Origin of the sequence: Micromonospora sp. M71_S20, assembly GCF_003664255.1 — a bacterium.
Classification (GTDB): Bacteria; Actinomycetota; Actinomycetes; order Mycobacteriales; family Micromonosporaceae; genus Micromonospora.
In genome coordinates, this window is record NZ_RCCV01000001.1 from 2,650,117 (window position 1) to 2,662,919 (window position 12,803).

Annotated in this window: 10 protein-coding genes and 1 pseudogene; 5 read left to right on the forward strand and 6 right to left on the reverse strand. The window is 74.2% G+C overall.

Annotated elements, in window-relative coordinates; all coding sequences use genetic code 11:
• Positions 1–64: 64 nt before the first annotated feature.
• A complete protein-coding gene (locus DER29_RS12055; RefSeq protein ID WP_121397435.1) occupies positions 65–1,606 on the reverse strand; it encodes a hypothetical protein in 1,542 nt (513 codons plus the stop codon).
• A 411-nt stretch (positions 1,607–2,017) separates the two neighbouring features.
• Between DER29_RS12055 and dnaB the strand changes: the two genes are divergently transcribed.
• The gene (gene dnaB, locus DER29_RS12060; RefSeq protein WP_370040282.1) at positions 2,018–3,409 is read left to right on the forward strand and encodes a replicative DNA helicase; all 1,392 of its coding nucleotides are present in this window, start codon (positions 2,018–2,020) and stop codon (positions 3,407–3,409) included.
• A gap of 15 nt (positions 3,410–3,424) precedes the next feature.
• Here the strand turns inward: dnaB and DER29_RS12065 are convergent, their stop codons facing one another.
• From DER29_RS12065 to DER29_RS12085, 5 genes and pseudogenes are all read right to left on the reverse strand, one after another.
• A complete protein-coding gene (locus DER29_RS12065; RefSeq protein ID WP_121399157.1) occupies positions 3,425–4,105 on the reverse strand; it encodes a maleylpyruvate isomerase N-terminal domain-containing protein in 681 nt (226 codons plus the stop codon).
• A 114-nt stretch (positions 4,106–4,219) separates the two neighbouring features.
• A complete protein-coding gene (locus DER29_RS12070) occupies positions 4,220–4,636 on the reverse strand; it encodes a zf-TFIIB domain-containing protein (protein ID WP_121397437.1) in 417 nt (138 codons plus the stop codon).
• 22 nt (positions 4,637–4,658) lie between these two features.
• The gene (locus tag DER29_RS12075; protein WP_121397438.1) at positions 4,659–5,291 is read right to left on the reverse strand and encodes a phosphoribosyltransferase; all 633 of its coding nucleotides are present in this window, start codon (positions 5,289–5,291) and stop codon (positions 4,659–4,661) included.
• A pseudogene (locus tag DER29_RS12080) lies at positions 5,281–6,605 on the reverse strand (glycosyltransferase 87 family protein); the annotation flags it as partial. The pseudogene DER29_RS12080 and the gene DER29_RS12075, both read right to left, overlap by 11 nt.
• Before the next feature lie 35 nt (positions 6,606–6,640).
• Positions 6,641–9,145: a putative bifunctional diguanylate cyclase/phosphodiesterase gene (locus DER29_RS12085; protein WP_370040062.1), complete on the reverse strand. Its 2,505-nt coding sequence runs from the start codon at positions 9,143–9,145 to the stop codon at positions 6,641–6,643.
• A 900-nt stretch (positions 9,146–10,045) separates the two neighbouring features.
• On the opposite strand from DER29_RS12085, the gene moaC reads away from it, so the two are divergent.
• From moaC to DER29_RS12105, 4 genes are all read left to right on the forward strand, one after another.
• Positions 10,046–10,537 carry a cyclic pyranopterin monophosphate synthase MoaC gene (moaC, locus tag DER29_RS12090; protein ID WP_121397440.1) on the forward strand — a complete coding sequence of 164 codons (492 nt, stop codon included), beginning with the start codon at positions 10,046–10,048 and terminating at the stop codon, positions 10,535–10,537.
• Positions 10,534–11,004: a molybdenum cofactor biosynthesis protein B gene (locus DER29_RS12095; protein WP_121399159.1), complete on the forward strand. Its 471-nt coding sequence runs from the start codon at positions 10,534–10,536 to the stop codon at positions 11,002–11,004. Before moaC ends, DER29_RS12095 begins: the two co-directional genes overlap by 4 nt.
• Before the next feature lie 82 nt (positions 11,005–11,086).
• The gene (locus DER29_RS12100; RefSeq protein ID WP_121397441.1) at positions 11,087–12,346 is read left to right on the forward strand and encodes a molybdopterin molybdotransferase MoeA; all 1,260 of its coding nucleotides are present in this window, start codon (positions 11,087–11,089) and stop codon (positions 12,344–12,346) included.
• A complete protein-coding gene (locus DER29_RS12105) occupies positions 12,343–12,795 on the forward strand; it encodes a molybdenum cofactor biosynthesis protein MoaE (RefSeq protein ID WP_121399160.1) in 453 nt (150 codons plus the stop codon). Before DER29_RS12100 ends, DER29_RS12105 begins: the two co-directional genes overlap by 4 nt.
• Positions 12,796–12,803 lie beyond the last annotated feature (8 nt).

A 12,803-nucleotide genomic window follows, 5' to 3' on the forward strand; every position in this document is an offset into this window, starting at 1 on the left:
CACGCCCCCGCCGCACGGTCGTCGGCGTGTCGGTCGACAGGCTGGCCGGTCACCGCGCTGATCGTCAGCCGATCGGCTGGCCCGTCACCGCGCTGATCATCACCGTCGAGAGACCACCGCCGACCACGGCCGCCGCCAGCGCGACGCTGGCCGAACGCCACGTCGTCCCGACCCGGCGCAGCAGCAGCGCCACGACCAGGCTGCTGGCCAGCGCCAACCCGAAGCGCGGCAGGCCCGCCGCCAGCGAGCCCAGCGCCCGCGTCCGGGGCGAGTCGCACCCCCCTCCGGTGATGTCCGTTACACACCCCGCCGGCACCTGTCCGTCCAGGGTCAGCAACCAGACGAAGATCAGCGCCGCCGGCACCAGATAGCACGCGACCGTGTAGAGCAGCGACCGCCCCGGCCCACCCGGATCGGGATCGAGCAGGTCTTCCTCGATACGACGGCCCCACGCGCCCGCCCCGGCTGTCCCGGCCCGACGGCGTACGGCCGACGCCGTCGCGGCACCGACCGGCTCGGCCACGCGCCGACGCGGCGCCGGACGCGGTCGCGGCGCGGAGTATGGCACCACCGGTGACCGGGGCGGCGACACCTGCGGGTCCACCCAGCGGGGATCGTCGCCCGCCAGCCGGGTACCCGACCAGAAGCCCTCGCTCCGGTCGTCCTGCCCCGGCCGGGACCACCCCTGGACGGCACCCCCGCCGGAACCCGGCGCGGTCCTGTCCCACCCACCGTCGTCGGAATACCGCTCCCACTGGCCGGTGTCGTCGGACCGGTACCACTCACCGGTGCCGTCGGTCAGGTCCCACTGACCCGTGTCGTCGCTGCGGTCCGAGCGGCCGGTGCGGGCGTGGTCCCAGCGGTCGACCTCACCGGCCGGATGCCACGCGTGCACACCCGACGCGTCCCACGCGTCCACGGAAGGAGGACGGGAGGGCGGGATCTCGGACGCGGCGAGGTGCGACTCCCGGTCCCACGGATCGACGGCGGGTCGCTCCTCCGCTGCCCGCCGGCCCCGGTGGGCCGGCAGCTCGGCCTCCCGATCCGGTACGGGCCCGGAGGCGTCCGCCTCCGCCAGGCCGGACCAGACGACCTGCGGGCGGTGCGACGACGAACGCCTCGGCCGGCTCGGCGGCGGCGATCCCGAGACGGGGTCGTCCTCGGCCCGCCGCCGCCCGGAGTATCCCCGCTCCTGCGGACGGTCGAACGTCCACTCCCCGGTGTGCGCCGACTCCGGGGCAGCGCCGATCGCCGGGGCCTCGCGCCAGCTCGTCTCGCCGACCCGGCGCCAACCGCTCGTGGTCTCCGTGCTCCGCCAGGCATCGGAATGCGGCCGGTCGGCCTCGATCCGAGCCTCGTCGTCGGGCGCGGCGTGCCGGCCACCGCCGTCCGCGCTGCGGACCCCCGACTCCAGTGCCCAACGCGGCAGGTAGCTGTCGACCGGTTCCCGCTGGCCACGCTCGACGGCCCGGCGCCGGCTCGGCGTGCGGTGCCGGGCGGGAGCGCGCTCGTGGGGATCGACCGGTGCCGGGTCGGCGGGATCCTCCCAGGGGGCGACCGGCTCGCGCGGACCACCCTCTCCGCGTCCCCAGTCCCGGTTACTCACGGCCGGAGCGTGACCCTTCTCAACCGATGGCGCAATCCGCTGTGCAGGTGTAGCCGTTCGCTGGAGATAGTACGGGACGTTCGATCGCGCAGTTCGACCGAAAACTTGCCGTCCACAGGCTGGGGATTACGTTTTAGCAGCTCAGAGGCGTGCGCTGGGGAATTCCCCAGCCGTTGTCCACAGGCTGTGCACAGCCTGCGCACATGCTCGTCCACCGGCGTCCACAGGTTGTCCCGAGGCTCGTCCACCGACGTGGTTGAGTGGCTGACCTCGGGTTCCGTATGGTTGGCCCCCGACCGGCCGTGCGATGACCCCCGATCGACCGGCAGGTCGAGGTTGTCGTACCTCGGCGGTAGGGCTGAATCCGGATCCGACGCAGTGGAGGGGGAACCCGTGTCGGTCACCGACGACATGCGGGCGGACTCGCGATCGGGCGGGGGGCAGGCGTCCGCGCCGCCGCAGCGCGACGGCCAGTTCGACAAGACCCCGCCGCAGGACGTCGCCGCCGAGCAGTGCGTCCTCGGCGGCATGCTGCTGTCCAAGGACGCCATCGCCGACGTCGTCGAGATCCTCAAGACCAACGACTTCTACCGGCCGGTGCACGCCACCATCTTCGACACCATCCTGGAGATCTACGGCCGGGGCGAGCCGGCCGACTCCATCACCGTGGCGGCGGCCCTGGCGGACTCCGGCGACCTCGTCCGCATCGGCGGCGCCCCCTACCTGCACACGCTGATCGCCAGCGTGCCGACCGCCGCGAACGCGGCGTACTACGCCCGCATCGTCAGCGAGCGGGCCGTCCTGCGGCGCCTGGTCGAGGCCGGCACCAAGATCGTGCAGCTGGGCTACGGCACGGGCCAGGGCGGCAGCCGCGACGTCGACGACATCGTCGACCTCGCGCAGCAGGCGGTCTACGACGTCACGGAGCGCCGCGTCAGCGAGGACTTCGCCGTGCTCGCCGACATGCTTCAGCCCACGCTGGACGAGATCGAGGCGGTGGGCGCCCAGGGCGGCGTGATGACCGGCGTGCCCACCGGCTTCACCGACCTCGACCGCCTGCTCAACGGCCTGCACGCGGGGCAGCTCGTGATCGTTGCCGGACGCCCTGGGTTGGGAAAATCGACCGCAAGCATGGATTTCGCCCGAAACGCCGCGATTCGGGCAAACCAGGCCTCGGCCATCTTCTCGCTGGAAATGAGCAAGGTCGAGATCGTCATGCGGTTGCTCTCGGCCGAGGCGCGGGTGCCGCTGCACGTCCTGCGCAGCGGCCAGCTCTCCGACGACGACTGGACCAAGCTCGCCCGCTGCATGGGCGAGATCAGCGAGGCGCCGCTCTTTGTCGACGACACGCCGAGCATGAACCTGATGGAGATCCGGGCCAAGGCGCGCCGACTCAAGCAGCGGCACGACCTCAAGCTGATCGTGGTCGACTACCTCCAGCTGATGACCTCCCCGAAGCGCACCGAGAGCCGGCAGCAGGAGGTCGCGGACCTCTCCCGTGGCCTGAAGCTGCTCGCCAAGGAGGTCGAGTGCCCGGTGATCGCGGTGAGCCAGCTGAACCGTGGCCCGGAGCAGCGCACCGACAAGCGACCGCAGTTGTCCGACCTGCGTGAATCTGGCTCGATCGAGCAGGATGCCGACGTCGTCATCCTGCTGCACCGCGACGACTACTACGACAAGGAGTCGCCGCGCGCCGGGGAAGCGGATTTCATTGTTGCCAAGCACAGAAATGGTCCGACCGACACCGTGACGGTGGCCGCTCAGCTCCACCTGTCGCGCTTCGTCGACATGGCCATCGTCTGAGGACGGCTGCGCCGCTCAGCCCAGGAGGGGGAACCAGCCGGCGACCTCGCCGAGTTCGAGCTGGTCGCGGTCGGTGAGCGGCATTCGTCCGGTTGCCTTGAGCAGGTACTCCGCGTCGCTCCACGCGGCCGGTCGGACGGCGTCGTCGCTGAGCAGGCCGTCCATGGTGGCCACCGCGACGCCCGTCGCGAGCGTTCCGGGCAGGGGCGCGTCGGGCAGGTCGAGCACCAGGTCCAGGTGGTGCACGACGGCCTCGGTGGTCAGGGTGGCGATCAGGTCCGGCACCCGCAGCACGTGCCCCTGGGTCGTGACGCAGCCGTCGGGATCGGCCGCGCCCGCGGCGCGTACGGCGGCGGGTGCGGTGTCGGTCCAGAGCCGGACTATCCCGCCGGGACGGTCGAAGGCGGCTGCCGAGCGGCGGGCCCACCAGGCGTGCCGTGCGCCGTTCCCGTCCCCCTCGGACGGGAACGTGCGCCAGTAGCTCACGTCGTCCACGTCGGGCGGGCCCTCGGCGGGGCTGGCCAGCGCGACCAGCGCCCGCTGGGCGTCGCAGAGCACGTGGAAGAGCAGGTCCGCGACGAGCCAGCCCCGGCACCGGGTGGGCCGTTGCAGGCCGGCGTCGTCGAGGTCGGCGACGACCCGGGTGATCCCGTCGTACGCCTGCGCCAGCGGGTGGTGCAGCGTGTGCGGCGTCATGGGGTGCAGCGTCGCACGGCCGCCGCCGGCCGGCACGGCGAACGGCGGTGGCGCAGGGCGTGGCACCACGGGTGACCGGGCCGGTCGAGGCGCCGGCCCGGTCGACGGAGTGGCTCAGCCGAACATGTCGTCCAGGAAGCTCTTGTGCTTCTTGCGCTTGTAGTGCCCGTGGTAGCCGTGGTGCTGCTGACCATGGCCGTAGGCGGGGGCCGGCGGGTAGCCGTGCACCGGCGGGGGCGGCGGCGGGACGGCGCCGTAGCCCGGCTGGTGCGGGGCGGGCGGCGGGGGCGGCGGAGGCGGGTAACCGCCCTGCTGGTGGCTCGGCTGGCCGGGGTAGCCGCCCTGCTGCTGGGCGGGCTGTGGCGCCGCCCCGCCCTGCTGGCGGTTCCAGTTGGCCTCCGCCTCGAACAGCTTCTCCAGCTCGCCGCGGTCGAGGAAGATACCCCGGCACTCGCCACACTGGTCGATGACGACGCCGCTGCGCTCGTACTGGCGCATTTCTCCGTGACACTTGGGACAGGTCATGCTCATCCTCCGACCGTACCCGGTCAGGTCACGCAGTCGCTGTCAGCGCTTCCGTGACTTCGGAGTCGGCGACCTCGTGGAAGTCCTCGTAGTAGGCGCTCACCGCCATGAACTCCGGCGGGTGCTGGGCGCAGACGACCTGGTCGGCCTCGGCGGCAAGCATCTCGTACGCCTCCTGCGAGCCGACCGGGACGGCGACCACGACCCGGCGGGCGCCGAGGTGGCGGGCGACCTGGACGGCGGCGCGGGCGGTGGCGCCGGTGGCCAGGCCGTCGTCGACGATCACGGCGGTGCGCCCGGTCAGGTCGAGCGGCGGTCGACCGGCGCGGTAGAGCCGTTCCCGCCGGTCCAGTTCGGCCTCCTCGCGGCGGACGACCTCGGCGACGTCGCCCTCCGTGAGCCGGCTGGCCACGACGTCGTTGAGGACCCGTACGCCGCCGGGGCCGAGTGCGCCGAAGGCCACCTCGGGTGCCCACGGCATGCCGAGTTTCCGGACGACCAGCACGTCCAGGGGTGCGCCGAGACGCTCGGCGACCACCCGGGCCACGGGCACGCCGCCGCGTACCAGTCCGAGGACGATGACGTCCGGTGCACCGATGAGTGCGGTGAGCCGTTCGGCGAGCGTCCGGCCCGCCTCTTCGCGGTCGCGGTAGGTGGTCATGCCTCAGGTCTACGCCGTGTCGCCGGCCTTCGCCCGCCGGTTCGCGGAAACCGGGGGGTGCAGGGCGGGAGCCCACGCGAGGAGGGCGAGCGGGTAGAGCAGGTAGCCGAAGCGGGTCGTGGGCATCAGCAGGATCGCGGCGAGCAGGCCGTACCCGCAGATCAGGGCGGCGGCGACGGCGGTGCGGGGCGGGCGGCGGGCGAGCCGGACGGCGATGGCCAGCCCGGCGGCTAGCAGGAGGGCCGCGGCGACGGCGCGGCCGGCGGGCAGCGCGGTGGCGATCAGGTGGCCGGGGAACGGCGACTGTGCGGGGCTGGTCACCAGGCCGTGCCCGAGCGGGAAGCGGAGCACGTTCTCGACCAGCGCGTCGCGGTCGACGAGCAGGGCCGGCAGCAGCGCGGCGGCGGGCAGGCCGATGGCGCCCGCGGCGACCCGTAGGCCGGCCCGCCGGGTCAGCCCCCAGATGATCAGCACGAGGGCGACCGGCCAGGCGAAGAGCTTCAGCGCCCCGGCCAGGCCGACCGCGAGCCCGGCCCGGCCCGGGCGGCCGGTGGCGGCGAGGGCGAGGGCGAGCAGGCAGAGCGCGAGTACGGGCAGGTCGTCGCCGCCGGTGGCGAGGGTGAGCGCGCAGATCGGGAGGACGGTGGCGGCCTGTACGCCGCGGAGGAGGGCGGCGCCGGTGTGGTCGTTCGCGGTCCGGTGCACGTCGCGGGTGAGGGCGCGGACGGCCAGGGCGAGCGCCAGCGCGGTCCCGACGGCGAACCAGACGCGGGCGTCGGTCCACCAGGCGTCGACGGCCGCCCGGGGCAGCCCGAACAGTGCCATTCCCGGCTGGTACGGGGTGTAGCCGAGCAGTTGTTCGCCGGGTGGCAGGGCGGCGATCGCGTCGTGCCCGAGGTACGGCGTGCCGGTGTCGACCAGCCGCCGACCGGACTCCTCGACGACCAGCACCTCCTCCTGCGCCCGGTCGGTGCGTCCGCCGGCCCGTTGGATGCTCTGCCAGGCCAGCGGCAGCAGGGCGGTGGCGAACCAGGCGAACCCGGTGACCGCCCAGCGGGCCCGCAGCCCGGCCGGCGGCGATCCGGGGTCGCGTCGGCGCAGCAGGAGCTGGCCGGTCGCGGCGAGGGCGGCGAGGAGGTACCCGACGGCGGCGACGGCGCCCCAGGCCCGGTGCGGGACGAGGGTGGACGTGGCGGCGGTGACCGCGGCGAAGGCCGCCGACGCGGCGTACAGGCCGAGGTCGAGGGCGAGGCCGCCGGCGGCGGAGTCGAGGGGCTGCCAGCCACGGCGGCGGGCGGTCGGGGCGGCGGTCACGCGGGCCAGTCTGGCAGCAGGTGCGCGTCGCCGCGTCAGGCGGGCAGGTGGCGGTCGGTGCGGCCGCGCCCGCCCGGCCGGCGGCCCGGGGCGAGCCGGATCACGGCTCCGGCGTCGTGCAGCGGAGGCGCGAGGGTGCCGGGGCTGCCGCCGGAGCCGCGCCGGAACGCCGCGAGGAGCGTGCCGGCTGGCATCGGCCGGGCGAAGAGGTGCCCCTGGCCGGCGGTGCAGCCCAGCTCCCAGAGGGCCCGGCGCTGTGGCTCGCTCTCCACGCCCTCGGCCACCACGTCGAGCCCGAGGCTGCGGCCCAGGTCGAGGGTGGAGCGGATGACGGCGGCGGCCTCGGCGGAGGTCTGCATGGCGGTCACGAAGCTGCGGTCGATCTTCAGCTCGTGCACGGGGATGCGGGAGAGCAGCGACAGGGAGGAGTAGCCGGTGCCGAAGTCGTCGAGCGCCAGCCGGACCCCCTCGTCGCGCAGCCGGTTGAGCACCCGGTCGACCACGTCGAGCTGGCTGAGGGTGAGCGTCTCGGTCAGCTCCAGCACCAGCCGGTCGGGGGGCAGGTCGTGGGCCCGCAGCCGGGCCAGCACGGAGCCCGGGAAGCGGGCGTCGAGGAGGCTGCGCGGCGACACGTTGACCGCCACCGGCACGTCGAAGCCGGCGTCGCGCCAGCTGACCGCCGCGATCAGTGCCTGGTCGAGGATCGCCTCGGCGAAGGCGGGGAGCAGGCCGGAGCGTTCCACCGCCTCCAGGAAGCGCAGCGGGTCGATCATCCCGTGGGTGGGGTGGTGCCAGCGGGCGAGGGCCTCGGCGCCGGTGACCCGGCCGGTGCCCAGGTCGACGATGGGCTGGAAGTTGACGGTGAACTCGTGGTCGGCGACGGCGCGCGGCAGTTCGCCGCCGAGGGTGAGCCGGCCGAGGTCGGCGGTGTCGCGGGTCGGGGCGTACGTCGAGGTCCGCTGTCCGGCCCGTTTGGCCTGGTACATCGCCACGTCCGCGCGGCGCAGCAGCTCCGGCATGCCGCCGGTGGCGGGTGCGGCGGCGATCCCGCCGCTGGCCTCGACGCTGATCCGCATGCCGTCGAGGTCGAACGGCTCGTGCAGCGTGGCGAGCAGGGTCTCCGCGCGGTGGGCGGCCACCGCCGGGGCCGGCAGACCCCGCAGGAGTACGGCGAACTCGTCGCCGCCGAGCCGGGCCACCAGGTCCCCCTCCTGGGCGGCGTCGCGCAGCCGCTCGGCGACCTGCACCAGGACGTGGTCCCCGGCGGCGTGCCCGAGGGTGTCGTTGACCTCCTTGAAGTGGTTGAGGTCGATCAGCACCAGCGCGGTCACCCCGTCGGCGTGCCGGGTGTTGAGATGTTCGGTGCCCTGGTCGAGCAGGTGCCGGCGGTTGGCCAGCCCGGTCAGCGCGTCGTGGGTGGCGGCGTACGCGTGCTCGTCGGCGACCCGGGCCAGTTCGGCGTACGCCTGCGCGTTGCGTACCGCCGTGCACAGCGCCGAGGCGAAGGTGCGCAGCGTGTACTGCTCCCGCTCGGAGAGCTGCACGGGCCCCCGGAACCGCAGTCGCAGTACGCCCACGTCGACCGTGCGGTCGTGCCCCTCCAGGGCGGCGGGGACCACGGTGCCGTCCACGGAGGTCGGCTCGCCGGCCGGCCCGTCGTACGTGGTGCCGGGCGCGCCGCCGCGGACGGTCCGGCCGCCGTCGCGCAGCTCGATCTCCACCTCGTCGGCGGAGAACAGCTCGGCGGCCTGGGTGACGGCGGTGGTGAGGACCTTGTCCAGGTCGACCACGTTGAGCGCGTCGGTGGTGCGGGCCAGCCGCTGCCACGCCTGCTGCTCGGTGCGGGCCTTGACCCGGTTGGAGTAGAGCAGGTGGAGGCTGAGTACGAGGGGCGGCACCGCCAGCAGGAGCCGGGGATCCCCATGGAGGATGAACAGCGTGGTGACGATGAGGACGAAGCGCGCCAGCGCGCTCGTCAGGCGCAGCCCGAGATCCTCGCGGAAGAGCTGCCTGAGCCGGGTGCCGGTGGCGAGTGCGATGACCGGGAGGGTCAGCACTTCGTCGAGGACCACCGTGACGGCGTAGGCGACCCCGATCGGGCCGAGGGCCGGCCACAGGTCGGTGATCGGTGGTGCCCCTCCGGCCGCGTGGAGGGCGGCCCCGCCGCCCACCGCCAGCAGCATGGTCTTGGCCACCCCGAAGGCGGCCTTCAGCGGCGGGAGCTTGGCGAGGTACTGGGCTATCGCCACCCCGATCCCGGTGGTCAGGATCACCAGCGGAGTCGGCGCGACCGCCAGGCTCAGGATGATCGCTGTCTCGCTCCAGGAGATCGCGTGGACCGTCGCGCGGATCCGGATCCGCCACTTGATCGTCATGGCGAGGAGGGCCAGACAGATCAGAGTGAGCGAGAGCGTCAGGTGGTTACGGGACCAGTCCAGTTTCGTCAGCTCGCGCAGACACAGGGCGGCCGCGATGGCGGCCACAACGCAGACGAGGCCGACGTGCAGCGTCAGCCGCCGCTCGGCCTCTGTCTTGCCCACGTTCAGTCGTGTCACGGCATCCCGACTGCCTCCGCCTGCTAAGCACGCCAAGATTACCCGCGGTCACGCGCCAGCCACAATCCTCAGTTCCACTCGTGTGCCGACATCGCTATCCCTCCCCGGTATCGCCCTTGGCCCTTGCGCCGCTGTGTTCCGCGACGCCGACAGCCTAAGTGCGGTTCGGCCAATTATGGAGGGATATATGTGACTATGGGCAATGGATGAGAACCGCGCCCTACGGCGTGACTTTGTGCTTACGGGCGGGAACTCAGTGCTGTGTTTCCGTCGACTTCCGGTTAACGCTAGATAATGAACCGGTGGCGGCGTCGGCGGCATCGGACACGACGGTGCAGTTTGCAGCGGCCGAGGTCCCGGACGCCGGCTCGTGGAGCGGACCCCGGGCACGCCGCGTGGTCGAGGCCACCGCTTCCGTGCCGGTACGCCCCCATCCGCCCGGTGATTCCGTCAGCGCCGACCCTCTGCTGCCGCCCTCGACGACGGCACGGAACGACCGGAGCAAGATGCACTCCGCACGTTGCCCGTCGCCGACCCGATCGACTCGCGACCGGGCAATTCTCTCGGTGGTGATGATCGCTTCCGTGGCGTTGCGGAGTCAATGACGTGACATCGTTCCGCCGATGGCATCCGAGTCACCGCCCACCGGGGAGGACGCCTATCGGGCCGGTCCGTGAAGCGGGGTGGAAACGATCGCTGAGCAACGGGCCGGAAACGCGTTCCCAATTCGCGACAGGGGTGGTGCCCAGTCACCCGAAGTCGCGGCCGACGCGCGATCGAAAGGGACGGCGGTGCGGCATGCGGCCCGGCGACGCCCTGCGCCCGACGCCGCGTGCCCGTACCGGTGACCCCGGGCATCCGTACCGGAAAGATAGGCTCGCGAGCGTGACCGATCCCGCGCAGCTCACCCACGTCGACCCGGCGGGCGCGGCCCGCATGGTCGATGTCTCCGCGAAGGCGGTCACCGGCCGCCTGGCCGTCGCCGCCGGCCGGCTCCGCACCACGACGGAGGTCGTCGAGCTGCTGCGCCGCGACGGGTTGCCCAAGGGCGACGCGCTGGCGGTCGGCCGCCTCGCCGGCATCATGGGCGCGAAGCGCACCCCCGACCTGATCCCGCTCTGCCATCCCATCGCCCTGCACGGCGTCACGGTCGACCTGACGCTCACCGACGACACCGTCGAGATCACCGCCACCGCGCGCACGGCGGGCCGCACCGGCGTGGAGATGGAGGCGCTGACCGCGGTGGCCGTCGCCGGGCTGGCGCTGGTCGACATGGTCAAGGCGGTCGACCCGGCGGCCAGCGTGGAGGCGGTCCGGGTGCTGCGCAAGGAGGGCGGCAAGACCGGCCTGTGGGTCCGCCCGGAGCAGCGGCCGTGATCAGGGCGCGGGTGGTCGTGGCGTCCAACCGGGCCGCGGCCGGGGTGTACGCGGACACCAGCGGTCCCCTGCTCGTGGCCGGCCTGCGCGACCTCGGCTGCGAGGTGGACGGGCCGGTGGTGGTGCCCGACGGCGAGCCCGTGGGCGAGGCGCTGCGCGCCGCCCTGGCCGACGGGATCGACGTGGTGCTGACCAGCGGCGGTACGGGGATCAACCCCTCCGACCGCACCCCCGAGGTGACCCGGGCGCTGCTCGATCACGAGATCCCCGGCATCGCCGAGGCGATCCGGGCGCACAGCCGCGACAAGGTCCCCGCCGCCGCGCTCTCCCGGGGGCTCGCCGGCGTCGTCGGCCGGATGCTGGTGGTCAACCTGCCCGGATCGACCGGCGGCGCCAGGGACGGCCTCGCCGTGCTCGGGCCGATCCTCCGCCACGCCGTCGACCAGCTCCGCGGCGGCGACCACTGACGAGGCGGGAGGGCCGCGACCAAGCGGTGGGCGTAGGACCGCTGACGGCGCGACCGGCGTGCCGCACCGTTAGGCTCGGCCGGTGAGCACGGAAACCGCCCCGGCCGCCGAGCCGGCCACCGCGCCCCCGCCCGCCGGCTGGGAGGAGGCCCGCTCCCGGGCCTACGCGGTCGGCCTGGCCGCCGCGCTCCCCGCCGTCAGCCGGCCGCTCGCCGAGATCGACGGGCACACCCTCGCCGAGCCGCTGACCACCCGTACGGACCTGCCCGCCTTCCCCACCTCCAGCGTCGACGGCTGGGCCGTGCGCGGCGCCGGGCCGTGGCGGCCGGTCGGGCGGGTGCTGGCGGGCGGCACCCCGGCCCCGCTGACCGACGACGGGACGACCGTCGAGATCGCCACCGGCGCGATGGTGCCGGAGGGCACCACGGCCGTGCTGCGGGTGGAGGAGTCCCGTCGTACGCCGGAGGGGCTCGTCGACGGCACGCCACGGCCGGCGCCGGAGTGGCGCGAGCCGGGCGAGGAGGCGTACGCCGGGGAGGAACTGGTCCCCGCCGGCACGCCGGTGGACCCGGCGCTGATCGGCCTGGCCGCCTCCTGCGGGCACGACAGCCTGCTGGTGCGGCGGCAGCCCCGCGCCGCGCTGCTGGTCTTCGGCGACGAGCTGCTGACCGCCGGCCCGCCCGGCGCCGGCCGGGTGCGGGACGCGCTCGGGCCGGCGGTGCCGGCCTGGCTGCGCCGGTACGGCTGCCTGGTCCGCCCGTCGGACGTGGTCGGACCGGTGGCGGACACGCTCCCGGCGCACGTGGCGGCGCTGCGCGCCGCGCTGGCCACCGCCGACCTCGTGTGCACCACCGGCGGCACGATGCACGGGCCGGTCGACCACCTGCATCCCACGCTGGAGGCGCTCGGCGCCGACTACGTGGTCAACACGGTGGCCGTGCGGCCCGGGTTCCCGATGCTGCTGGCGCGGCTGGTCGACGCCGACGGCCGGGTCCGGTTCGTCGCCGGGCTGCCCGGCAACCCGCAGTCCGCCATCGTCGCCCTGGTCTCGCTGGTCGCCCCGCTGCTGGCCGGCCTGGCGGGCCGCCCGATGCCGGTGCTGCCGCACGTCACGCTCGCCGAGCCGGTGCGCGGCCGGGGCGGGTACACCCACCTGGCGCTGGTCCGGTTGGACCGGACCGCCGGCACCGCGCACCCGGTGCGGCACGTCGGCTCGGCGATGCTGCGCGGCCTGGCCGGCGCCGACGGGTTCGCCGTCATCCGCCCCGGCACCTCCGGCGAGCCGGGGGACCGGGTGCCGGTCGTACCGCTGCCGCTGCTGCCCGGGGAGCGTGCGTGGTGACCGCGCCGACGGCCGACGCATCGGCCTACCAGCCCGCGACGTTCGGCGAGGTCACCGACCGGCCGCTCGACCTCGCCGCGCACGAGGCGGCGGTCGCGGACCGCCGGGCCGGCGCGGTGGTCTCGTTCCAGGGGGTGGTCCGCGACCACGACCACGGCCGCGCGGTGACCAGCCTGGAGTACGAGGGCCACCCGAGCGCCGAACGGATCCTGCGCGAGGTCGCGGCCGAGATAGCCGCCGACCCGGACGTGTACGCGGTCGCGGTGTCGCACCGGGTCGGCCCGCTCGCCATCGGCGACGCGGCCCTGGTGGCGGCGGTCAGCACCGCCCACCGGGCCGCCGCGTTCGCGGCCTGCGCCCGACTGGTCGACGAGGTCAAGGCGCGGCTGCCGATCTGGAAGCGGCAGGTCTTCGCCGACGGCACCGAGGAGTGGGTGAACTGCCCCTGAGGGGCGGT

Bases quoted from the DNA above. Each gene is read 5' to 3' on its own strand.
- DER29_RS12075 (WP_121397438.1), bottom strand. From the start codon at position 5,291: ATGACCACCTACCGCGACCGCGAAGAGGCGGGCCGGACGCTCGCCGAA.
- DER29_RS12070 (WP_121397437.1), bottom strand. From the start codon at position 4,636: ATGAGCATGACCTGTCCCAAGTGTCACGGAGAAATGCGCCAGTACGAG.
- dnaB (WP_370040282.1), top strand. From the start codon at position 2,018: ATGCGGGCGGACTCGCGATCGGGCGGGGGGCAGGCGTCCGCGCCGCCG.
- DER29_RS12065 (WP_121399157.1), bottom strand. From the start codon at position 4,105: ATGACGCCGCACACGCTGCACCACCCGCTGGCGCAGGCGTACGACGGG.